This is a genomic window from Paenibacillus taichungensis, assembly GCF_003287275.1.
GTDB lineage: Bacteria > Bacillota > Bacilli > Paenibacillales > Paenibacillaceae > Paenibacillus > Paenibacillus taichungensis_A.
In genome coordinates, this window is sequence record NZ_QEVW01000006.1 from 293,127 (window position 1) to 315,789 (window position 22,663).

General features: G+C 48.5%; 20 protein-coding genes. 13 read left to right on the forward strand and 7 right to left on the reverse strand.

All coding sequences use genetic code 11. The annotated features are described in order from the left end of the window. From DC345_RS10520 to gcvPB, 6 genes are read left to right on the forward strand one after another with little or no spacing between them, the layout of a single operon-like run. Nucleotides 1-987: a carbohydrate ABC transporter permease gene (locus DC345_RS10520; protein ID WP_113053044.1), complete on the forward strand. Its 987-nt coding sequence runs from the start codon at nucleotides 1-3 to the stop codon at nucleotides 985-987. Then, nucleotides 987-1,799, forward strand: coding sequence for a carbohydrate ABC transporter permease (locus DC345_RS10525; protein ID WP_113053045.1), 813 nt, complete (start codon nucleotides 987-989; stop codon nucleotides 1,797-1,799). The genes DC345_RS10520 and DC345_RS10525 overlap by 1 nt, the downstream gene beginning before the upstream one ends. Nucleotides 1,800-1,830: 31 nt before the next feature. Further along, a complete protein-coding gene (gene lacZ, locus DC345_RS10530; RefSeq protein WP_113053046.1) occupies nucleotides 1,831-4,962 on the forward strand; it encodes a beta-galactosidase, LacZ type in 3,132 nt (1,043 codons plus the stop codon). After that, the gene (locus DC345_RS10535; RefSeq protein ID WP_113053047.1) at nucleotides 4,955-5,737 is read left to right on the forward strand and encodes an SDR family NAD(P)-dependent oxidoreductase; all 783 of its coding nucleotides are present in this window, start codon (nucleotides 4,955-4,957) and stop codon (nucleotides 5,735-5,737) included. The genes lacZ and DC345_RS10535 overlap by 8 nt, the downstream gene beginning before the upstream one ends. Nucleotides 5,738-5,785: 48 nt before the next feature. Further along, nucleotides 5,786-7,189, forward strand: coding sequence for an aminomethyl-transferring glycine dehydrogenase subunit GcvPA (gene gcvPA / locus DC345_RS10540; RefSeq protein ID WP_258530611.1), 1,404 nt, complete (start codon nucleotides 5,786-5,788; stop codon nucleotides 7,187-7,189). 27 nt (nucleotides 7,190-7,216) lie between these two features. After that, nucleotides 7,217-8,785 carry an aminomethyl-transferring glycine dehydrogenase subunit GcvPB gene (gene gcvPB / locus DC345_RS10545; protein WP_113053048.1) on the forward strand — a complete coding sequence of 523 codons (1,569 nt, stop codon included), beginning with the start codon at nucleotides 7,217-7,219 and terminating at the stop codon, nucleotides 8,783-8,785. Between the two features lie 202 nt (nucleotides 8,786-8,987). On the opposite strand, the gene cidR is transcribed toward gcvPB, so the two are convergent. Continuing rightward, nucleotides 8,988-9,872, reverse strand: coding sequence for a cidABC operon transcriptional activator CidR (gene cidR / locus DC345_RS10550; RefSeq protein ID WP_113053049.1), 885 nt, complete (start codon nucleotides 9,870-9,872; stop codon nucleotides 8,988-8,990). Nucleotides 9,873-10,029: 157 nt separating this feature from the next. On the opposite strand from cidR, the gene DC345_RS10555 reads away from it, so the two are divergent. The 5 genes from DC345_RS10555 to DC345_RS10575 all read left to right on the forward strand — a co-directional run bounded on the left by DC345_RS10555 (nucleotide 10,030) and on the right by DC345_RS10575 (nucleotide 13,440). Then, complete coding sequence (locus tag DC345_RS10555; RefSeq protein ID WP_113053050.1) at nucleotides 10,030-10,401, forward strand: CidA/LrgA family protein; 372 nt, start codon at nucleotides 10,030-10,032, stop codon at nucleotides 10,399-10,401. Then, complete coding sequence (locus tag DC345_RS10560) at nucleotides 10,398-11,078, forward strand: CidB/LrgB family autolysis modulator (protein ID WP_053782695.1); 681 nt, start codon at nucleotides 10,398-10,400, stop codon at nucleotides 11,076-11,078. Before DC345_RS10555 ends, DC345_RS10560 begins: the two co-directional genes overlap by 4 nt. 105 nt (nucleotides 11,079-11,183) lie before the next feature. After that, the gene (locus DC345_RS10565; protein WP_113053051.1) at nucleotides 11,184-11,702 is read left to right on the forward strand and encodes an AbrB/MazE/SpoVT family DNA-binding domain-containing protein; all 519 of its coding nucleotides are present in this window, start codon (nucleotides 11,184-11,186) and stop codon (nucleotides 11,700-11,702) included. A 126-nt stretch (nucleotides 11,703-11,828) separates the two neighbouring features. After that, nucleotides 11,829-12,524, forward strand: coding sequence for a Crp/Fnr family transcriptional regulator (locus DC345_RS10570; protein ID WP_113053052.1), 696 nt, complete (start codon nucleotides 11,829-11,831; stop codon nucleotides 12,522-12,524). 79 nt (nucleotides 12,525-12,603) lie between these two features. Beyond that, on the forward strand, nucleotides 12,604-13,440 hold the full coding sequence (locus DC345_RS10575) for a DNA alkylation repair protein (protein WP_113053053.1): 837 nt from the start codon (nucleotides 12,604-12,606) through the stop codon (nucleotides 13,438-13,440). 113 nt (nucleotides 13,441-13,553) lie between these two features. Here DC345_RS10575 and DC345_RS10580 read toward each other — a convergent pair whose 3' ends face one another. Beyond that, entirely contained in the window at nucleotides 13,554-13,940 is a 387-nt protein-coding gene (locus tag DC345_RS10580) for a DoxX family protein (RefSeq protein WP_113053054.1), read from the reverse strand. 420 nt (nucleotides 13,941-14,360) lie between these two features. Here DC345_RS10580 and DC345_RS10585 point away from each other — a divergent pair, with 420 nt between their 5' ends. After that, complete coding sequence (locus tag DC345_RS10585; RefSeq protein ID WP_062321783.1) at nucleotides 14,361-14,648, forward strand: winged helix-turn-helix transcriptional regulator; 288 nt, start codon at nucleotides 14,361-14,363, stop codon at nucleotides 14,646-14,648. A gap of 117 nt (nucleotides 14,649-14,765) precedes the next feature. Here DC345_RS10585 and DC345_RS10590 read toward each other — a convergent pair whose 3' ends face one another. The 5 genes from DC345_RS10590 to DC345_RS10610 form a co-directional block, all read right to left on the reverse strand. Then, a complete protein-coding gene (locus DC345_RS10590) occupies nucleotides 14,766-15,770 on the reverse strand; it encodes a Gfo/Idh/MocA family protein (protein ID WP_072733729.1) in 1,005 nt (334 codons plus the stop codon). Between the two features lie 68 nt (nucleotides 15,771-15,838). After that, nucleotides 15,839-17,497, reverse strand: a complete 1,659-nt coding sequence (locus DC345_RS10595; protein WP_113053055.1) for a glycerol-3-phosphate dehydrogenase/oxidase — start codon at nucleotides 17,495-17,497, stop codon at nucleotides 15,839-15,841. Nucleotides 17,498-17,888: 391 nt separating this feature from the next. After that, complete coding sequence (gene glpK / locus DC345_RS10600) at nucleotides 17,889-19,376, reverse strand: glycerol kinase GlpK (RefSeq protein ID WP_113053056.1); 1,488 nt, start codon at nucleotides 19,374-19,376, stop codon at nucleotides 17,889-17,891. 23 nt (nucleotides 19,377-19,399) lie between these two features. Continuing rightward, nucleotides 19,400-19,978, reverse strand: a complete 579-nt coding sequence (locus DC345_RS10605) for a glycerol-3-phosphate responsive antiterminator (protein ID WP_113053057.1) — start codon at nucleotides 19,976-19,978, stop codon at nucleotides 19,400-19,402. Between the two features lie 252 nt (nucleotides 19,979-20,230). After that, nucleotides 20,231-20,998, reverse strand: a complete 768-nt coding sequence (locus DC345_RS10610) for a GTP cyclohydrolase II (RefSeq protein WP_113053058.1) — start codon at nucleotides 20,996-20,998, stop codon at nucleotides 20,231-20,233. A gap of 322 nt (nucleotides 20,999-21,320) precedes the next feature. On the opposite strand from DC345_RS10610, the gene DC345_RS10615 reads away from it, so the two are divergent. Beyond that, nucleotides 21,321-22,595, forward strand: coding sequence for an ABC transporter substrate-binding protein (locus tag DC345_RS10615; protein WP_064641745.1), 1,275 nt, complete (start codon nucleotides 21,321-21,323; stop codon nucleotides 22,593-22,595). The last annotated feature ends 68 nt before the right edge of the window (nucleotides 22,596-22,663 follow it).

Sequence of the window (22,663 nt, forward strand, 5' to 3'; positions counted from 1 at the left end):
ATGGCTCAGACCTACCTGCAGAATACATTGGAACCGACAGCTACCCTTAAGGCCTTGAAAAAACGTAGATGGGGTGGGCTTGCGCCCTACCTCTTTATCTTCCCTTGGATATTTGGATTTGTTTTCTTCACTCTAGGCCCCCTGCTGTTCTCATTGGTCATTTCATTTTTTGATTGGCCAATCGTCGGTAAGGTAACTTTTATCGGGTTAGACAACTACGTAGAGATGTTTTCGAATGATCCGCTTTTTTGGAAATCTTTATTTGTAACATTGAAATTTGCAGCCCTCTTCGTTCCGCTCAATATTGTAGTTGCGCTCGGACTCGCCATGCTGCTCAACCAAAGGGTTAAAGGAAGCGCCATTTTCCGTACGGCATTCTACCTCCCTTCTGTAATCTCAGGTGTGGCGCTTGCCATGATCTGGTCCTGGGTATACAGCGGAGACTATGGAATTTTGAACTATTTCTTGTCTGTCCTTGGCATTCAGGGCCCTGATTGGCTGAATGATACGAACTGGTCGCTTGTTGCGATGGTCGTTGCCAGCCTCTGGGGACAGGGATCGATGATGCTTATTTTCCTAGCTGGACTTAAAGGCATTCCTAAGGACCTGTACGAATCCGCTTCAATCGACGGAGCAGGTAAAATCCGAAAGTTCTTGAGTGTAACCATTCCGATGATTACGCCAACCATTCTGTTCAATCTCATCACATCGATTATTGCAGCATTCCAGCAGTTAACTCTTGCCCTGCTTCTTACGGGAGGCGGACCAATGAAATCAACCTATTTCTATGCGATGTATATGTATGAGAACGCTTTCAAATATTTTAAGATGGGCTATTCTGCCGCCAACGCCTGGTTTATGTTTCTGATCGTGCTTACTTTGACGTTTCTGGTATTCAAGTCTTCGGAAGCCTGGGTGTTCTATGAAGGTGAAATGAAAAAGAATCCGCAGAAGAAACTTAAGGCCAGTACAAGGGGGCGGTCCTGATGAAAAAAATAGTTGCATACACGTTGCTGATTGGGTTCTCACTGCTGTTCATCGCCCCGCTGTTCTGGGCGGTGACCACGGCGTTAAAGTCACCGCAGGAGCTCTATCTGTTTCCTCCCAAGTGGATTCCGTCCGTGTGGAAATTCAGTAACTTCGCAGAGGCATGGAACATCCAGCCCTTTAATTTATTTTTGAAAAATACGCTGATTGTTACGGTTTTATCCACCATAGGTCAGCTGATATCCTGCACGCTCGTCGCTTACGGCTTCGCCAGATTCCAGTTCAAAGGGCGTGATTTCCTGTTTCTTGTCGTCCTGGCGACTATGATGATCCCTTGGGAAGTAACAATGATTCCGCAATATATGGAGTTTAACTATTTGGGTTGGATCAACACACTCAAACCCCTGATCATTCCGTCTTGGTTCGGCTCTGCCTATTACATCTTTTTGTTACGGCAGTTCATTATGACTCTGCCCCGGGAGCTGGATGAAGCAGCGACAATTGACGGCGCCAGTAAAATGACAGTTCTGCTGCGAATCATCGTGCCGCTAATGGGACCTTCACTGATCCTGGTCTCCGTATTCCAGTTCATGAGTTGTTGGAATGACTATCTGGGACCACTCATTTTCCTGAATGATCAGACGAAATATACGTTAACACTCGGCCTATCTCAATTTAAAGGCATGTACGGTGTTGATATGCAATCCATCATGGCCATCACTTGCTTAATTTCGATTCCACCGCTTGCGATATTCTTCTTCGCCCAGCGTTACATTGTCGGCGGAATTGCTACGACAGGTATTAAAGGCTAGGACACACAGATAAATGAAGGGGATGACGATCATGACTGTTATGAACATGGAGCGCGACTGGGATAACCTCGGCGTGCTGGAGAGAAACCGTGCGAAGAGTCGCTCCTATTTTATTCCTCACTCCAATAAAGAAGATGCTCTGAGCTATGACAGAGGAAGCTCTCCGTGGTTCAAATCGTTGAACGGCATTTGGAAATTCCAATTCGCTGAGGGGCCGGATCTGGCACCCGCTGATTTCCATCAATATGAATATGACACCTCAGGTTGGGATGATATTCGTGTCCCTGGCCACTGGCAGTTGCAAGGATACGGAAGTCCGCATTACACGGACCTCGACTACCCATTTCCTGTTGATCCTCCTCATGCACCTAATGATAATCCAACGGGTAGCTACGTCAGGGAATTTACGCTGCCAGACCATTGGAACGGAAGAATTGTTTCACTAAAGTTCGACGGTGTAGATAGCGCCTTTCATGTATGGCTGAATGGTTCATTTGTCGGCTATAGCCAAGGCAGCCGGCTGACATCAGAATTCGATCTGACCCCTTTCCTGCAGGCCGGAGTTAACCGATTGGCGGTCCGGGTTTACCAGTGGTCCGACGGGAGTTACTTGGAGGACCAGGATATGTGGTGGATGAGTGGCATTTTCCGCGATGTCTATCTGATTTCCGAGCCTTTAGCATCCCGCATTACCGATTATAGAATTGTAACGGAGCTGGATGCAGAGTTTACCAATGCGGTACTGTCGGTCCGCTTAGACCTGGATGGAGAAGAAGTTCAGGGCAAAGTGCAGTTACAACTGCTGAATAACGCTGGAGAGCCAATCCTGTCAGCCGAGAAAAATCTAAACGACCCTTCACGTGTAGAGTTCAATCTGCCTGTGGCGAAGCCTTTTTTATGGAATGCCGAATCTCCTTATTTATATCATCTGGTCATTTCAGTGGTCGATTCGAAGAATCAAGTTATAGAAACGATTGCCCAGCGAGTCGGGTTCCGCCGTGTGGAAGTCAAGGATGGACAGTTCTTGGTGAACGGAGTTGCGATCCTTCTCAAAGGTGTGAACCGACATGACCATCATCCAGATACGGGGCGAACCGTTACGGTATCCACCATGCTCGAAGACATCCAGATGATGAAGCAGCACAATATCAATGCGGTGCGGACGGCACACTATCCGAACGACCCGCGGTTCTATGATCTATGTGATGAGTATGGGTTATACGTTATGGAAGAAACGGACCTGGAAACGCACGGCTTTGAGCCGCTGGGCAATATTTCACGGCTTAGCGACGACCCCGCTTGGAAGGATGCTTATGTTGACCGCATCCGCCGTATGGTGGAGCGAGACAAGAATCACCCTTCCGTGATTTTCTGGTCGCTTGGCAATGAATCGGGCTTCGGCTGCAATTTCCGTGCAATGTCTGAGTGGTGCAAAGCCAATGATCCCACACGCCTTATCCATTATGAAGAAGACCGTGAAGCAGAAGTATGTGATGTGGTGAGCACGATGTATTCCTCCGTGGAGAAAATGGAAGGATTCGGCCAATTAACCGATCATCCGAAACCGCATATTCTATGCGAATTTGCCCATGCGATGGGTAATGGACCCGGCGGGTTACGGACGTATTTTGATACCTTTGATGCTTATCGGCGTCTTCAAGGCGGCTTTGTCTGGGAATGGATCGATCATGGGCTCAGCAGAAAATCAATCAATGGCAAGGCTGACTATGCTTACGGTGGAGATTACGGAGATGTACCGAATAACAGTAATTTTGTTATTGACGGGCTGGTTCGCCCAGACCGCACCCCCTCTCCGGGACTCCTTGAATATAAGAAAATCATCGAACCTGTAAGGGTCGAAATGATAGACGCAGGAAAGATTCGTGTAACGAACCGGTATGACTTTGTGACTTTAGATCACCTGCAAATCCACTACAGCGTCACGGCTGATGGACGAACCGTTAACAGTGGTGTACTCGTACTTCCGCAGATTAGTCCGGGTGATAGCGCAAACGTATTAATTCCAAATTTGAATTTAACAGATCAACAGTCGATTCATCTTGAGCCGGGTACGGAGATGTGGCTGAATGTCGGATTCACGCTGGCAGCAGACTGCGCTTGGGCGGAACAGGGACATGAGGTGGCTTGGGCGCAGTTTGCACTGCCGAATCATTCCACCTCAGCCGTATCTCCCTCATCCCTGCTGTCTGTAGAGCAGAAATTGTCAGTCACCGAAGAAGGACGAGAGCTAATCCTTGCAAATGACAGTTTCCGTATTTCTTTTAATCGTCTACGTGCAGGGGTCGCGTCGCTACGCTTGAACGGTAAGGAACTCCTTCAACATGGACCACGACTGAATTTCTGGCGTGCTCCGATTGATAACGATATGTATGTGCTCCCGGATTGGCGTAAGGCACACCTCGATCGACTGAGCGAGCGGATAGATGACTTCCGCTGGGATCGATTGAATGATACGTCTGTGCGTATGACTTGGACTTCGCGCATAGCACCTCCTGTCTACAATTGGGGCTTCCGCTGTGAAACGTCCTATACGGTTACTGCAAGCGGACTAATCATTATAGATGTGAAGGGAATGCCGGAAGGAACACCACCTGCCATGCTCCCGAAAATCGGTCTTCAAATGGAAATCCCTGGTGATATGGACCACGTGAAATGGTATGGACGCGGGCCGGGAGAGAGCTATTCGGACAGCCGGGAGGCCGGACGCTTCGACATATATCAGAACAGCGTAGACGGATTGTTTACGTCATATATTTATCCTCAAGAGAACGGAAATCGAACAGATGTTAGATGGGTGTCTATCGTCGATGGAGCAGGAATCGGTCTGCTCGCAGCAGGTGTACCTACGCTTGATTTCAGTGCCAGACGTTACACGGACGGCGATCTGGAGAAAGCGCAGCATATGAGCGATCTGACACCTCGTGATTTCATTACTCTGAATCTGGATTACCGACAGAATGGACTGGGAAGCAACAGCTGCGGCCCAGCACAGTCCCCTGAGCATACAGTTAAACCGGAAGCGTTCCGGTTCCGCATCTTGCTTCAGGCGTATATGGCGGAGGATAGCTCTCCTGCAAGGCTGAGCCACCGAATGGGTACAGAAGCGCTGCAATATGAAATGGAGGAAGATCAACATGCTTAATACACAGGATGTTTTGAATTTATCAGGCAAAGTAGCGGTCGTTACGGGCGGAGCATCTGGCATAGGGCTGGCCACCGCCGAGCTTCTGGCGAGCTTCGGGGCACATGCTGTCTTGATTGATATTAATGAGGCGGCGGGTAACGAGGCCGTCGCCAGTATCCGTGAACAGGGAGGTCAGGCCAGCTTTTACTGCTGCAATGTGACCTCTGCCGCAGACTGTGAACGCACAGCCTCGGATATTAAATCAGCTCTTGGAGGAATTCATGTCCTGTTCAATAATGCAGGGGTTATCCGCCGCAAAACGGTTACCGAGTTGGATGAAAGAGACTGGGATCTTGTATTAGATGTTTCACTCAAAGGCGTCTTCCTGCTCTCTAAATATGTCATTCCCATTATGGAGCAAAGCGGTGGCGGCAGCATCATTAACACAGGCTCTGGTTGGGGACTGAAAGGCGGAGACCGCGCTGCAGCGTATTGCGCCGCAAAGGCGGGCGTTGTCAATCTGACGCGCGCCATGGCTATCGACCATGGCGCGGCGAATATTCGAGTCAACTGTGTATCACCAGGAGATACGGATACACCACTCCTGCGTGACGAAGCGAAGCAGCTACAGCAGGATGAGTCAGCATTTCTGGTTGCCTCTGCAGGAGGCAGACCGCTGGAACGCCTAGGTACGCCGCGTGATATCGCGAATGCCGTATTGTTCCTGGCGAGTGACTTGTCCTCATGGGTAACAGGCAGTGTGCTCGTTGTTGACGGAGGCGGAATCGCTTAGGACGGATAAGAACTACCTTTTCCCAACATATGAACGGAGGCGTTAATTGTGGCTGAAAAAAACAGAACATATGCCCATCCCTATATTCCAAATACCGTTCCGGAGGTCCGGGACGCGATGCTTAAAGAAATGGGTCTCACGTCTATGGAGCAGCTCCACGACGCGATTCCTGACAGCCTGAAGCTGAAGCGGGAGATGGACCTTCCGCCAGCCATGAACGAGTACAAACTGCGCCGACATATTGACGGACTGTTATCGAAGAACAAGCACAGTGGAGATTATCTTAATTTTCTGGGTGCAGGATGCTGGCAGCATTTCATCCCGGCTGTATGCGATGAGATCAATCAGCGTTCTGAATTTGTGACAGCTTATGCCGGAGAGCCTTACGAGGACCATGGTCGGTTCCAGGCTCTTTTCGAGTATCAGAGCCTGCTAGCCGAGCTGGTGGACATGGATGTCGTGAATGTTCCAACCTTTGACTGGGCTCAGGCGGCTTCCACCGCGATTCGGATGGCAGGGCGTATTACAGGGCGCAAAATCGTGCTTCTCCCGCGTTCCGTAGACCCGGATAAGGCGGCAATTATTCGCAATTACTGTACTCCAGTTATGGATATTCAGTATGTTGACATCGATCAGGTAACAGGACGAATGGATCTGGATGATCTGCGCAGCAAATTAAGCGACGATATCGCGGCGATTTATTTTGAAAATCCCGGTTACCTTGGAATCATTGAGGATCAGGGTGCTGAGATATCTGAACTGGCACATAAGATCAATGCTGTTTCTATTGTAGGTGTTGATCCGATTTCACTTGGAGTTCTGGAGCCTCCGGGTCGTTACGGCGCGGATATCATATGTGGAGATCTACAGCCGCTGGGGATGCATATGAATTTTGGCGGCGGGCAGGCTGGCTTTATTGCAACACGTGATGAGGAAAAATACGTAATGGAATACCCTTCCCGGTTATTTGGCATCGTGCCCACCGAAGTGGAAGGCGAATATGGCTTCGGAGACGTTGCCTACGAACGTACCTCATTCGCTCTTCGGGAGAAAGGCAAGGAATCGGTAGGAACCCAGACCGCTTTATGGGGCATTACCGCAGGAGTATATCTGGCCCTTCTCGGTCCTGCCGGAATGCAAGAGGTTGGCAGCACCATTATCCAGAAATCGCATTACGCTGCAAAACAGATATCACGAATTCCAGGGGTGTCTCTTCGCTTCGAAAAAGGCACCTTTTTCAAAGAGTTTGTTGTTGATTTTAATGATACAGGTCTAACCGTTGAGGAGATCAACCAGAGATTAATGAAGACAGGAATTTTCGGTGGTAAGAATCTGTCATTATCCTACCCATCATGGGGTCAATGTGCACTGTACTGCGTCACGGAAACGCATACCCAGGCGGATATAGACCGACTCGTCGATACTCTTCGTTCCATTGTCAGCACATCATAATGATCATATAGAGGAGGACTGAATGCCATGAAACGGATTCGCAGAGATCATAAGGTTCGTAATTTTCACCAAGCGAAATGGGATGAGCCCGTTATCTTTGAACTTCACCGGCCCGGAGAGCGGGGCGTTGTTCCACCGGGAACGGAAGCGGCTGTAGCGGCTGAAGCAGGCTCCGCAGAAGACAACATACCGGCATCCATGTGGCGGCGCACTGTTCCCGCTTTGCCCGAAATCGGGCAGGCAAAGGTACTGCGGCATTATCTGAGATTATCCCAGGAAACGCTGGGATCAGATATGAACGTGGAGATCGGGCAGGGAACCTGCACGATGAAATATATTCCCCGGATTAACGAAATGCTTATCCGCAATCCGCGTATGACCGAGCTTCATCCGCTGCAGGATGTGGATTCTGTTCAGGGGATGCTGGAAATCTTCCACAATCTCGATCTGGCAATGCGAGAGATATCGGGTATGGATGCGTTCTCTTTTCAGCCAAGCAGTGGAACCCAGGCACTTCTGGCGATGGCCTCCATCGTCCGCGCCTATCATGATTCTCGCGGGGAAGGTGAACAACGTGATGAAATCATTACCACGATTTTCTCTCATCCTTCGCAAGCAGCCACAGCTGCCGTTAAGGGATATAAGATTATTACGTTGCATCCCGACGAAGATGGATTCCCAGATCTTGAGAAACTGAAGAGTGTTGTTTCCGAGCGGACAGCCGGATTTGTTGTGGCTAACCCGGAGGACACAGGCATCTACAATCATCGTATCCGCGAATTTACGGATGTGGTGCACGAAGCCGGTGGTGTCTGCTATTATGATCAGGCTAACGCCAATGGCCTGCTCGGGATTACACGAGCGAAGGAAGCGGGTTTTGATATGTGCTTTTTCAATCTTCACAAAACCTTTGCTGCGCCCCATATGTGCGGCGGTCCTGCTACGGGCGCCCTCGGAGTGACGGAAGAATTGAAAAATTTCATGCCCGGCCCTTTGGTGGATAAGGAAGATGACGGGCGTTATATTTTAAGAGATCAAACAGAAGTCAGCATCGGTAAGGTACGGAGTTTTCACGGTGTAGCCCAGACTGTACTCCGCTCCTACGCCTGGATTATGAGCCTCGGACCGGATGGTCTGAAGGATGTTGCCCAGGTAGCGGTGCTGAATAACAACTATCTATATCATAAAATTGTTCAAATACGTGGAGCGAGTGCCCCGTATGTTCAAGGACGTCGTTTGGAACAGGTCCGCTACAGCTGGAAACAGCTCACGGATGAGACTGGAGTGACGACGGAGGATATTACGCGAAGAATGTGTGATTTTGGCTTGCATTACTGGACCTCTCATCATCCATATATTGTTCCGCAGCCGTTCACACTGGAGCCAACGGAATCCTATTCCAAGGAGGATCTCGACGAATATATCCATGCGCTGGAGCATATCTCGAATGAAGCCTATACTCAGCCAGATATCGTCAAATCAGCTCCGCATAACAGCACGGTGCATCGCAATGACGAATCCTCTTTGGACGACCCGAAACAATGGTGTATTACCTGGCGTGCATATTTGAAAAAAACACAGCCAGAGCTTCACTAGCTACATTAGCTTGTACGCTGTATGTAGCTGCCCTTATTGTTCATATAGAGGAACATTAATATTACTCGTTTTATAAATAGACAGAAAAGCAACGACCCTCAACACGTGTTGAGGGTGTTTTTATTATGGTTCTAAAGCTTTTAGTGGAGTTAAGATAGATAACAATCTCCCCCGTTCCTCTTCCCCGTTTACACTGATTTTCTTATTCACTCAGCATGGACTGTGTGAAACTGATCCATTCCCGGGTTGCGAAGGACAAATATCGATCCTTCCGCCAGATCATGCCGAGCTGCCATGGAATTACAGGTTCCATCACGGGTATAATGCGCACACGCATATGATCCACCTCACGGCAAATCGTCTCTGGCAGCAACGCCACACCCAGATTGGCCGCTACCATCGCACTGAGCAGATCCCACTGGGAGCTTTCATACACTACCCGAGGCTGGAATCCCACATGCTGACAGGCGGCGATAATTCGGTCATGCAGCGCAAAATCCTCCCGGAACAGCACAAATGCATCATGCTCCAGTTCGCGCAGCGCGACAGACTCTTTACCCGCAAGTGGGTGCGAAGGATGTACGAGCAGATTCAGCTTCTCTTTTACAAAAACAAAATGATCCACCAGTTCATCCACCGTTGGAAGAACGGCAACACCAATATCCAATTCACCGCTAATCACATCGGCCTCCACTTTTTTCGCACCATCCTCGAACAGTTGAATGGTCACCTGAGGGTAAGCTTTATGAAATTCACCAATAATCATCGGGAAAAAGCTGGACCCTACCATCGGGGGCAAACCGATCCGCAAGTGTCCTTTCTTCAGATTCATCAGATCGTCCAGCTCGGACGATAAGCTGCGGAATGACTTTTCAATCTCCAGCGCCTGCCGGAAAAAGACATGCCCTGCATCCGTCAACGCGACCTTCTTGCCATAACGATCCAATAGGGTTACACCCAGTTCGTCTTCCAGGCTTTTAACCGTTTTGCTAATCGTCGGTTGTGTAATAAACAGCACTTCCGCTGCTTTGGTGAAGCTTTGCTGCCGAGCAACTTCCAGAAAATATTGCAAATGGCGGATATCCATCGTCTGATCCCCATCTCTCATAGATAAATAGAATGATAAACATTCTTAATATGCATTTTACTCATGAAAGAATGCGATGTAAAATTTGTGATATCAAGTGAATCATTTTCATAAACAACTCAAAATCATCACGTTCATTATACAAGGAGGGATTGAAGTGAAGAAATGGGGCCTTGGCATTTTGCAAGTTGCGCTCTTGATGGCCTTTTCACTGCTCATGGACCAGATGGCCCGTGCTCTCCATCTACCTGTACCAGGTTCTATACTCGGCATGATCGTGCTGTTCATCTTGCTTCAGACCCGGGTCGTGAAGCTGCGCTGGATTGAAATTGGAGCTGCCTGGCTGCTCGGTGAACTGTTGCTGTTTTTCATCCCGTCAGCCGTTGGCATTATGAACTACATGCCCATGCTTGAGCAAGACGGACTGCAAATTCTGTTTATTGTTCTGCTTAGCACATTTCTGGTCATGGCCTGTACGGGCCTTGTTGCCACCCGAATCGCCAAACGAAAGGAGCGTCACACCGGATGATTGGATTCCTCTGTCTCTTGTTAACCGTCGGTATTTACTGGGTCGCCAAACGCATGTATCGCAACCTGCCCAAAGTGTATCTGTCTCCGCTGCTCATTACGCCACTTCTTGTCGTCGGTGTGCTGCTCGCAACAGGCACGGATTACGCAGCATACAGCAGTGGTGGTAAATGGCTAAGTTTGCTGCTTCAACCGGCAACGGTAGCCTTCGCTATTCCGCTCTATACGTTCTTCCATGTACTCAAAAAACATATTTCCGAGATCGTCTTCAGCGTTATGACGGGTTCCGTCGTGGCGGTCCTCTCTTCTGCACTTCTCGCCAAATGGTTGCGCCTGGACTCCGGACTCATTCACAGTCTGATTCCCAGATCAATCACGACCCCAATTGCGATGAATGTATCGGCTACCATTGGAGGCATTCCGGCGGTTACGGCGGTTTTTGTCATCATGACCGGTTTGTTGGGAGCAATTATGGGGCCATCCATTGTGAAAATGCTGCGTATCGATGGCGAGATTGCACGTGGAACGCTGCTTGGAACCGGTGCCCACGGAACAGGCACATCCAAGGCATTTGAGCTCAGTTCACTGACGGGAACCATCTCCAGTATCTCCATGGTACTGGCTGCATTGTTCACATTAGCGGTTGCACCCATACTATCTAAACTTATTTTCCCATAATAGATGGAATTAACCCTATTTCTTGAAATATTATTGTTGTATTAAAGCCCTTTCTTCCTTACAATAAGGACAGGTTTTAATTGTGAATATTGCGGGGGAGATGCGATGAAAAGAACCGGAATGAAGAGATCTCTGGACCGCCTTGGACGAATTGTCCTTCCCAAAGAAATGCGGGATACGATGGAAATCCATATCGGCGATCCGCTCGAGTTTTTCATTGAAGGGAAAGAGTTGATTTTGAGAAAGTATAAATCAACGTTATGTGTGTTTTGCGGTGATATGGATACGGAAATGTATTTCAAAGAGCAATTCATCTGCCGGACTTGTGCAATTCAATTAAAACACCCGGATGACACTCCCGAATGGTTCGTTCCTCAGAACAAACAGGCTCCTGCACCCGTGGAGCGTCCTGCTACCGAATCCGCCACAGTCTCGTCTCCCACTTGGGAAGAAGGGGCTACAGCTGCCAACCAAGAGTATCCGGACCTGCGGCCGAAGACGGCACGCATGCTGCAACAGATGAAGGAAATTGTTGAACAGAATCCCGGTTTGGCTCAACAGCAAATTGCGGAAAAGCTTGGCATTAGCCAAGGACGCGTCTCCCAACTTAAAAAACTACTATAATAAGAATTTATTCGATTATTTATAATCAGGAGACCTTCCGTTTCAAGAAGTCCCGTTGCAAGAGAACCCTTTGAACTCCGTGGGTTCTTCTTTTTTTATATTCATTCGGTAATAGAAAGGAATGCTATGGATAAAATCCTCTATTTATCACAATTCAATCTGATGTCCTCCTTGTCCGAGGCAGACCTGATCGAAATGGACAGCATGACGTCCATCACGACCTTGGCCAGAAATACGCTGATCCAGACACCGGATACATTTGCGGAAGGTTTTTATTTTGTGAAAAAAGGGAAAGTACGCCTGTATACATTATCGCAAGAAGGAAAACAGTTTACTCTCGATATTCTGAAAGAAGGAAATGTGTTTGGGGAAATGAACGGCATTTCACTTGGCACACGTTCCGTATATATCGAAACCATGGAGGAATGCGATATTTGTCTGATGAACAGGCAGCGTTTTGAACAATTTCTGATTAAACATCCCAAGTTTATGATGAATCTAATGAAGGTACTCAGCGAGCGAATCAAGGGTATCTCTGAGTTGACACAGAAGCTGGCCCTGGGTAACCTGCATGAAAAAATTATGCATAATCTTACTCGACTGGCCCATCAGATGGGGTGTGTGGAAGAAGATGATTACTGTCGGATCAACCTTGTACTGACCCATCAGGAGGTTGCCTGGATGGCTGGAGCCACGCGTGAGTCTGTCAGTGTTGCCCTGCAAGATCTCGTAAGGGTTGGCCGTATTCGTACCGGATTCAAATCCGTCGCCCTGCATCGTAATGAACTTTCCGCTTCATGCACAGCTAACACCCAGTTGTAAGCCACATTACATCTCTATCCTGCTGCCAATTGTATCGTGTAGATGATGAATACACATACATGCAAGGAGGAGTACGGTGATGGATGTACAGAAAGAACTGCATATACCCGAGGATGTTCTGCTTCGCAAAGGCGCCCGTAAAGGGATTGAGATCCCGGATCATGTCCGCAACCTACTACAATCAGGGCATATCGAATCCGTAAATTTGACGGAGTGGCTCGCCGTTGATCATGTTCTCCTTTTTCAGCAAGTCGCTCATGAGCGGGGAATGGATGACGATACCCGGGAAATAGCGGAACAGTTAGCACGGATAAATGAGCAGCGAATCATGAAAATCATTCCGACTATCGCTGCGAACTGGCTCAACCTTCTGGAAAAAATGGGGGATAAGGAGCGAGTACGCCATTTTCGTTCCCTTGCAGAGCACCGTTCAGACAGCGTGCGCTGCTGGGCAGCCTATATCATTGGACTGGATCCCTGCTTAAGCATAATTGAAAAACTAGATCGCATCCGTCCCTTTGCCGCAGATCATCACTTTGGTGTACGAGAGATTGCCTGGATGGCGGTTCGTCAGCCAATTACGGCCGAATTGTCGGAAGCGCTCGCGTATCTCATGGACTGGGCCATCGATCCCGACCCGATGATCCGACGGTTTTCCGTAGAATCGACAAGACCACATGGTGTGTGGTCGAAACATATTCAGGAATTAAAAGAAAACCCCGCGCTGGCTCTGCCTCTGCTAAACCATGTGAAATCGGATGCTCATAAATATGTGCAGGACTCTGTCAGCAACTGGCTGAACGACGCAGCCAAAACCAACCCGGATTGGGTTCGTCAGGTATGCGACACCTGGATCGAGCAATCGGACACTAAGCAGACGCTTCGGATCATTACACGTGGTCAAAGAAGCCTTTAATCTATAAGCAGTCCTTTCGTGGGACAGTCCCTTCGACAATAAAAAAGATGACTACAGCTCCATTGCAGTGGTCATCTTCTTCATATTGGAACATTTGAATCGAATTGGAACTCTTAGACCTGCACGAGCTCTATCTCCAATTCTTCTGCTTCCAGTTTACGCATACCCATGATAAGAACGACAATGTTGGCAACCAGTAACACCGCCGGGAAAGGAACAGCCGCATATTGCCCATAAATCAGATGACTCCCCACAGCCCCAATCAGAATGAACGTCAGTACTCCCGAAGCTAGAATACGAGTTCGTGGAATCAATAGACCTACCGCACTGAGCAGCTCTACTGTACCAATGAGATACATTGTCCATGTAGGATAGGAGAAACCTTCAAAAGTCTGCACCATCATCTCAGCTCCACTAACCTTGTTAAACCCTGCCATTACAAATACACCTGCAAGCACAACCAACGCAATATATCCCAAAATTCTTATGCCTCTGTTCATATGTATAATCCTCCTGAAAATGATTGTCCATATCCATCTGTTTTATAAAAAAGCAATCTATGTAAAAGTTACAACGTAACTCTATTTTTAATATGGGCAGTTTGCACTGCGAAAATGGTACGTGCTGATATTATGCATATTAATAATCATTAACTTACTTTTATGAAGCGAGTATATAATAATAACATTATTTATTCAAGTAATTTTTTGACGAATAGTGTATAATACATACAAAAGGTATGTTACAGTACATTTTGTAGTAACATGTTGACTTCATTGTCCCTTACTCTGGTCAGAGCGGCAGAAAGCCACGCACTTTTATATATACGAGGAAATCCATCAATACTTACTTGAATCGAGGTGAACACGTTGAAGCTGAGAAAAGTAAAATCACCAAGTCCCTGTCTCATTACGCAAGCCATGGATATCATCGGCAAGAAATGGGTACTGCTCATCATGTACCAACTGTTATCCGGACCCAAACGATTCACAGAACTGGAAGCAGAAATGGCGATTAGCGGTCGGTTGTTATCCGAACGTCTGAAGGAAATGGAAATGGAAGGTATCGTAACCCGCCATATGTATCCTGAAATTCCGCCTCGCGTAGAGTATGAATTGACGCCCAAAGGCAGAGCTATTGAACCCGTCATTAATCAGATTTACAACTGGTCATCAGACTGGTTGAAACAGCAGCAGTCTACTAAGTAGCCAGATTCTGATTCATGTACAACACAAAGACGCCTGAATTGAACTGATCTTCGGATCAGTTCAGATTCAGGCGTCTTTTTTACGGGTTTATATTTCTTGAATTAAGTTATAAAAGGATTAATGCGAGAGGTGTTTGGATGGCTGAAGCTGTACCGGTAATCCCGAATCTGCCGAAACTAGTGCCGCCGTTGTAATTTCCTGCGTACGGCAGGCATCCGCATAGTCAGACAAAATCCGTGAACGATCTCCGGTACGAAGGGCATGAATGAACGCTTCATTTTCCCGCTCATATGGGTTATGCCCTGCTGGAATCTCCAGACCTGCCATCGCATGAGGGGCAGCACTCGGCAGAAGAAGACGTTCAGGTGTCCAGTCCCAGACCCCCGCATCCGTGTAGAACTGGAGCCCTGCACCGCCCTCACCATCTGGCAGCAGGCAGGTGTTGGCAATGCTTGCGATCGCTCCACTCTCCAGCTTAAGCGTTACATTCGCCACATCAGCTACCGTGACATGTTCATGCTTTTCATGCATACTGCGTTGGGCCGCTACAGCGTATACCTCTGTCACTTCACCAGCACAATACCGCAGCAAATCCACAATATGGGTCGTCTGTTCCACAAACTGTCCCCCGGAGCCTTCCTGGCGACGCCACCAAGCGACTCCTGGCATTCCGCCCATCCAGCGCCCAAGCGCCATGCCGACGGTCTGCTCTTTCATCGCTTCTTTCAGTACCTGTGCAGCCTCCTGATAACGGAAATGATAACCTACCGATGTCAATAATCCGGACTTCTGAACCTGATCCAGCACCTGACGGGGAATATCCATGCCTGTACTCAGCGGTTTCTCCACCAGGAACGGGATACCCCGACGAATCAATTCAGCTTCAATCGATCCATGAGACATGGGAGGAACACAGATATAGACTGCATCCAGCTTTTCACCATCCAACATATGTTCAAGTTCACCGTAGCCAACAGCATCATAGACGGAAGCCATAGCCTCTGCCTTCTCCAGCGTTGTTCCGCAGACAGCTGCTACACGAACGCCTTCCATTCGCGCCAGAATATCTGCATGTACCTTGCTGAACCAACCTGTTCCAATGATTCCGATCTGTAAAGTCATAGATGTAAACCCCTCTCCTTGTTACACGCTTACATGTTCCATTCGACCCCCAGATGCGAAATCCTGCATTAAATTTTGCCCGATGCTTCCATGAGCAGCTGATCCAGTTCATTCGCAAACCGAATCGCTTGCTCCTCCCGCCAATCCAGGCGTTCAGCCATATACTGAATAACCACAGCCTTATACTTACGGACTTCATCAATGCGGAAAAACAGGTCTCCGGTGCGTCTCACAAAAAAGTCTGCCGGTGTCAGAGCCATCTCCTCTTCTATGGCATAACGCAGCATTAGCAGCAGCTCCTGCGGCATGCCATGCAGCTCGGCCTTTGCCCGGGGATCAGGCATCCGCTCGTACAGTGCGTCCACATTGGAACCATATATTCGGGCTAATCGTTCCGCAGCAGATCTGTCGAGTCCAAGTGCGACGCCATCCTTAATCTTGCGTTCAGCATACGCACCAAATCCGGCAGAACCGCCAACATCGCCTCCGGAGATCGGCATCTTTTTCGTTATACATGGTCCAACAGGTACCCCCGTCTCCTGCTCCAATTGGCGAGCAGCGAGATCAACAACCATCTCGGCCATTTTGCGGTACCCGGTTAATTTCCCCCCGGCAATTGTAATCAACCCCGAAGGGGCTACCCAGACTTCATCCTTGCGCGAAATTTCGGAGGGTCCTTTGCCTTCCTCATGAATCAATGGACGCACACCTGCCCAACCGGACTCCACGTCCTCGTCACGAATCCGAACGCCTGGGAACATGCCGTTGATGGCATCGATGACATAATCCCGGTCTGCCTCGGAGATTAACGGGTGTGCGGGATCATCTTCGAAGACGGTATCTGTGGTTCCTACATAAGTTTTGCCATCCCTTGGGACAGCAAAGACCATTCGTCCATCCGGTGTATCAAAATATACAGCCTGCCTTAACGGGAAACGCGTACCGTCAAATACCAGATGAATACCTTTCGTCATCTGCAACGTTTTTCCTTGGCGCGAACCATCGATCTTGCGCAGCTCATCCACCCATGGACCGGAAGCATTAATCACCTTGGTTGCCCGCAGATCATAAGATTGACCGCTGATCTGGTCCACAGCCTGAATTCCGGTGATGACCCCATTCTCCTTCAGGAATGCTGCTGCCTTCACATAGTTCACAGCCAGTGCACCGCGCTGCACCGCTTCCTTCATCACTTCAATGGTAAGCCGGGCATCGTCCGTTCGGTATTCCACATAACGTCCACCACCCAGCAGTCCTTCCTTGCGCAGCAAAGGCTCACTGTCTGAGACGGCTCCGGCATTTAACATTTGGCGTCGTTCACTACGCTTCACTCCGGCAAGCCGGTCGTAAACCATCAGACCAATGGATGTGCTGAAACGGCCAAAGGTACCCGCCGTATAGATGGGGAGAAGCATCGGTTCAGGTGTCGTCACATGTGGCCCATTCTCGTACACCACCGCTCGCTCCCGTCCCACCTCAGCCACCATTTTCACTTCAAACTGCTTCAGATACCGTAGCCCGCCATGCACCAGTTTCGTCGAACGACTGGAAGTGCCTGCCGCAAAATCCTGCATTTCCACCAGTGCTGTCTTCAATCCGCGGGAAGCAGCATCCAGCGCAATCCCGGCTCCCGTGATTCCTCCACCAATAATCAATATGTCAAAATGTGCATTCGCCATCCGATCCAGATATTCCGTACGCTTTTCTGCCGAGAACGATGTTGTCATCCTGATTCCTCCCATTGATTACCTGTGTTTTACCCACAAAAGCACAAAAAAAAGACCACGTCATTCGCTTCAGCAATTGCTGAGCGGCACGTGGTCTCTCCCGATCTCCAGACATCATTTTTTAACTTGTGACTTAATCCTATCACACATTTAAGGCGGCGTGAAGGCCTGAAATGACACATTATTCAAAAAAATTTCAAAAAGTTGTTCTGCCTGCGGATGGAATTTCAAACTGATCCACTAATCATTTATTTTTCCTTATAGTGGGTACATGTTTTCTCTTATCCAGGAAAATAAACCCTGTAAGTTATGCATCATTTTCCACCAATAAATATCATTTATTGTAGAACTTTATCGAAAAAGTACAAATGCCCATTTAAATATAATCAACTCATTTGAAAACCATCGCAGCCTTCACTGCACGTTGCCACCCTGCATACAGTTCTGTACGCTCTTCTTCAGCCATAGCCGGCTGGAAGACACGCTCCGTATTCTCGTGATCCGCCAATTCATCCGCGCTATTCCAATAACCTACTGCAAGTCCTGCCAGATAAGCCGCACCTAATGCTGTCGTTTCGTTTACATTGGGACGCTCCACAGGGATATTCAGAATATCACTCTGGAATTGCATCAGAAAATCATTGGCCGCTGCTCCCCCATCTACGCGCAAGGCATTCACCGGAATACCTGAATCGGATTCCATCGCCTCCAGTACATCCTTGGTCTGATACGCCAGTGCTTCCAGGGTTGCACGAATAAAGTGTTCTTTGGTGGTTCCTCGCGTCAAACCAAACACCGCTCCCTTAACCTCACTGTCCCAGTAAGGGCTGCCCAGACCCACAAATGCAGGCACCATATAAACACCGTCTGTAGAGGATACACGTGCCGCATAGTCCTCACTGTCTTTTGAGGAACGAAGCATCCGTAAGCCATCACGCAACCACTGTACCGCCGAACCTGCGACAAAAATACTGCCTTCCAATGCATATTCGATCTTGCCATTAATGCCCCATGCAATAGTTGTAATCAAGCCATGGTTGGACTGTACGGGTTGTTCTCCGGTATTCATAAGCATGAAACATCCGGTGCCGTACGTATTTTTCATGCTCCCCTTCGTATAACAGCCCTGACCGAATAATGCCGACTGCTGATCTCCTGCTGCTCCGGCAATCGGAATCCGATGACCGAAGAAATGGTAGTCAACCGTATGTGCGTACACTTCAGATGAACCGCGTACTTCAGGCAGCATCGCTTTGGGAATATCCAGGATATGCAGCAATTCATCATCCCATTGCAGATCATAGATGTTGTACATTAATGTGCGGGAAGCATTAGATACATCGGTGACATGAGTACCACCGCTCAGTTTCCAGATCAGCCAACTGTCGATCGTCCCAAACAGAAGTTCACCCTTCTCTGCACGCTCCCGGGCACCAGGCACATGATCGAGAATCCACTTCACCTTGGTTCCCGAGAAATAAGGGTCAATGAGTAAGCCCGTTTTGCGATGAAAAAGGTCACCCAGTCCCTTCGTTTTCAGATCATCACAAATATCAGCTGTTTGTCTGGACTGCCAAACTACTGCATTATAGATGGGCCGGCCCGTTTCTTTGTCCCATACCACAACCGTTTCCCGCTGGTTCGTAATGCCAATGCCGGCAATCTGGACCGGTTTGATTCCACTTTCGGCCAGACATGAAGCCATCACTGCCAGAACGGAGCTCCAAATTTCATTGGCGTTCTGCTCCACCCATCCCGGCTTGGGAAAGTACTGCGGAAATTCCTGCTGTGCAATATGCACAATCTCACCGCTCCGGTTAAACAGAATAGCCCGGGAGCTCGTCGTCCCCTGATCTAGGGCCAATATATATTTTTCCATACAGACAACCTCCTGTTGTGGGATTACTGCTTATATTCTGTATGCGATTTCTTGTAGTGCCGAATCAGGTCCACGTTGGAAGTGGTTACTGCGGTAGCTCCGGCTTCCAGCGCCAGTTCAACCTCTTCCGTTGAGCGAATCAACCCACCTGCAATAATGGGTATACCTGTCCGTATGGATACTTCTGCAATAATATGCGGGATCACACCGGGCAGTACTTCAATATAATCCGGTTGGGTCTTGGACAGCAAAAGATAACTTTTCTCCAGCGCATTTGTATCCAGCAGAAAGACACGCTGAATGGCTGTAATCCCCTTCTGTTTCGCCTTCTGAATTACACTGGCTCGCGTCGAAATCAGCCCAGCCGGACGAATATGCTGACATAAAAACTCTGCGGCATATTCATCGTTCTTCAGCCCCTGCACCAGATCGGCATGCAGTACTATTTTCTTGCCACGTCGCCGTGCTTCTTCCAGCAGACTATGAAGCTGCGCAATATGCGTATCCAGCATAACCCCATAGGTGTAAGGGCCTTCAATCATTGCTTCAAACTGCTTCATGCTCTTGGCAGCCGGTAACACATACTGTCCCTCAAATGGCACCTTCGTTCCTCCCGCATAAATCAGATGCCTATATTGTATAGTTCGTATGGTATGAACGGCAAGCAAAGTCAGGACCGTTAGATCAATTCTTGGTGTAATACGGGACCGTTCCATTTTCTAAACTCAAAAAAGCTGTTCATGTATATCCCAGAAGGAGCATACACAAACAGCTTAAATTGTCCTGTTTATTGGACAGTATGGCAAACAGGTTTTATCCAAAATCATATTGAACGATTGATCGGGATCAACCTTTTAGGCTTGGGCATGCGGAAGCAAGGTGTCTTTGCCAGCCCATGCATCATTTTCTGCCAAGTGACCGGAACGGCTCACTTTGGTCTGCAAATATTTTTCGTTGAAGGACGAGCGATCTCCCCACAGTGGCACACGTCCACCCACATTCAGTCCAGCTTCCTGCAAAGCAGCAAGCTTGCGTGGATTGTTGGTGATCAATGTAACGGGAGCTGTACGAAGTGCCCGCAATACGGCAATGGCATCATCATAATTACGAGCATCGTCTGTAAACCCAAGTTGCAGGTTGGCGTCAACGGTATCCAGACCTTCCTCTTGTAGCAGGTATGCCATCGCTTTGCTGAACAGACCGATGCCACGGCCCTCATGGTTCGCTAGATAGAAGAGTGCGCCTGCTCCATGGGCAGCAATCATCTTCATCGATTGCTCCAGTTGGAAGCCGCAGTCACAACGTTTGCTGCCAAAAATGTCGCCTGTATGACAGATGCTGTGCATCCGAATCAGCGCTTCCTGTGCTTCGGCAAACTCACCGTACACCAATACGCTGGATTGCTGACGTTCGGCCAGTTCGGCAGTAGCAAGAGATTCAATCAGCTCGCGGCTTTCCATGGCTTTCTCCGATTTCATCCAGCTGTACCACTGGAAGGTATGTGTCTCTCCATCAAGATTCACCGGAAGTTTAATCGGCCCTACAAGATAAATGAATTCTTTTCCACTCGGAAAAGTCTGAATTTTGGGGGCAAGCAGTTGAATAATATGTGAATTAATCATTAGTAATTTCCTCCTGTTAAGCCATCTTGGTTATGAATTGATTCGCATCCAGACGGAACATGGATCACTGGATTGCATATCATACGTATCTATATTATTGTCATCATCATTAGTTACTTTATGTAAGCAAGTTTAGAATAAAAATTATGTTGTGTCAAGTAACTTTTGTTTTTAAAGTAACTAATAAATTTATGATACGTAACCGACACAAATTTGTGTTTCATTTCAGGAATATTGGGTATGAGTTTATAAACTGCTCATACACTTATGTTGTAGTCCATCGCACTTCATGCCTCGAACTTAACGATGAGGGGGTTATCACATGATCCGCCGGAAAAGAACATGCTGGACAGCCATTCTGCTAGTCTGTGTCATGCTGGTGAGCGGATGCTCCATATGGCCGGGACAGAACGATTCATCGAGCAACAAAAAGGTAGCGCTTACATTGTGGTACTGGAACCGTTCCATCGATGATAAGCTGATTGCCAAGGCCAAGGAAAAGTTCCCCAATATTGAACTGACCGCCCAGAAAATCGGTGGTGATTTCAAGGCAAAACTCAAAACAACACTCGCTGCGCGCTCAGGTGAGCCGGACATTGTCGCATTGAACGATTGGATCATGGAGCTCTTTCCCAGCGAGGACCGTTTCTATAATCTGTATGATCTCGGCGCAGGTGACGTCGAAGACCAATATCTGGATTGGAAATGGAAGCAAGGCGTTACACCGGATGGACAAATGATCGGTTTCCCTATGGATACAGGACCGACAGCCCTCTTCTACCGTGCAGATCTATTTAAAGAGGCCGGATTGCCTTCCGAGCCTGAAGAAGTGGCTCATCAGATCAACAACTGGGATGCCTATTCTGCTGCAGGAGAAAAGATCAAGGAAAAGTTCGGAGGCAAAGTATTTCTAACCGACAATATTGGAACCGTTTACAATCAAGTGTTATCGCAAGGAACCGAACGGTATTTCCGTCCTGACGGCTCGTTTATCGGTATGGATTCTCCACTCGTCAAGCAGAGCTGGGATACCGCCGTATCCTTCAAGCAAAAAGGGCTGCTCGCTAATGCAGACGGCTGGACGCCGGGCTGGAACGCAGCGATGAATAATGGTGAGATTGCTTCCTTTGTGGGAGCTGTCTGGATGAAGCAAGTACTGCAGGAAGCCGCGCCGGATACATCTGGCAAGTGGCGAGTCACTCGCGCTCCTGGTGGAGATGGCAATAACGGTGGATCATTCCTGTCCATTTTGAAGTCAAGCAAACACCCAAAAGAAGCGTTCGAGGTCATCCAGTGGCTGCAAAGCCCGGATAACCAGCTTGAACAATATAAGACGTTGAACCTGTTTCCTTCGGCACCTGGTGTGTTTGATACACCGGCGATGAAAGAAGAAGAACCCTTCTTCGGCGGACAGGCAACAGGGCCTGTATTTGCCGAATCGGCACAGCATGTGCCCGAGGCTTTCTTTGGCGAACGGTACCCTTCGGTGCACAACATCATTACTCGGCGGCTGAATGATATCGCGAAGCAAAATGCCAATCCGGAGCAGGTATGGCCCGATACGGTTCAACGTGTTGAGCGGGAGTTACAGCGTTAATTCAGACACTCTTATGAGATGGCAATCCGCAAAGGAGGAATTCATATGGCTGTAACCGAACCTCGCCT

What these genes read in the sequence shown, in the direction of transcription:
- DC345_RS10520 (WP_113053044.1), top strand. Translation starts at nt 1, where the DNA reads ATGGCTCAGACCTACCTGCAGAATACATTGGAACCGACAGCTACCCTT.
- DC345_RS10525 (WP_113053045.1), top strand. Translation starts at nt 987, where the DNA reads ATGAAAAAAATAGTTGCATACACGTTGCTGATTGGGTTCTCACTGCTG.
- lacZ (WP_113053046.1), top strand. Translation starts at nt 1,831, where the DNA reads ATGACTGTTATGAACATGGAGCGCGACTGGGATAACCTCGGCGTGCTG.
- DC345_RS10535 (WP_113053047.1), top strand. Translation starts at nt 4,955, where the DNA reads ATGCTTAATACACAGGATGTTTTGAATTTATCAGGCAAAGTAGCGGTC.
- gcvPB (WP_113053048.1), top strand. Translation starts at nt 7,217, where the DNA reads ATGAAACGGATTCGCAGAGATCATAAGGTTCGTAATTTTCACCAAGCG.
- cidR (WP_113053049.1), bottom strand. Translation starts at nt 9,872, where the DNA reads ATGGATATCCGCCATTTGCAATATTTTCTGGAAGTTGCTCGGCAGCAA.
- DC345_RS10560 (WP_053782695.1), top strand. Translation starts at nt 10,398, where the DNA reads ATGATTGGATTCCTCTGTCTCTTGTTAACCGTCGGTATTTACTGGGTC.
- DC345_RS10565 (WP_113053051.1), top strand. Translation starts at nt 11,184, where the DNA reads ATGAAAAGAACCGGAATGAAGAGATCTCTGGACCGCCTTGGACGAATT.
- DC345_RS10570 (WP_113053052.1), top strand. Translation starts at nt 11,829, where the DNA reads ATGGATAAAATCCTCTATTTATCACAATTCAATCTGATGTCCTCCTTG.
- DC345_RS10575 (WP_113053053.1), top strand. Translation starts at nt 12,604, where the DNA reads ATGGATGTACAGAAAGAACTGCATATACCCGAGGATGTTCTGCTTCGC.
- DC345_RS10580 (WP_113053054.1), bottom strand. Translation starts at nt 13,940, where the DNA reads ATGAACAGAGGCATAAGAATTTTGGGATATATTGCGTTGGTTGTGCTT.
- DC345_RS10585 (WP_062321783.1), top strand. Translation starts at nt 14,361, where the DNA reads ATGGATATCATCGGCAAGAAATGGGTACTGCTCATCATGTACCAACTG.
- DC345_RS10590 (WP_072733729.1), bottom strand. Translation starts at nt 15,770, where the DNA reads ATGACTTTACAGATCGGAATCATTGGAACAGGTTGGTTCAGCAAGGTA.
- DC345_RS10595 (WP_113053055.1), bottom strand. Translation starts at nt 17,497, where the DNA reads ATGACAACATCGTTCTCGGCAGAAAAGCGTACGGAATATCTGGATCGG.
- glpK (WP_113053056.1), bottom strand. Translation starts at nt 19,376, where the DNA reads ATGGAAAAATATATATTGGCCCTAGATCAGGGGACGACGAGCTCCCGG.
- DC345_RS10610 (WP_113053058.1), bottom strand. Translation starts at nt 20,998, where the DNA reads ATGATTAATTCACATATTATTCAACTGCTTGCCCCCAAAATTCAGACT.
- DC345_RS10615 (WP_064641745.1), top strand. Translation starts at nt 21,321, where the DNA reads ATGATCCGCCGGAAAAGAACATGCTGGACAGCCATTCTGCTAGTCTGT.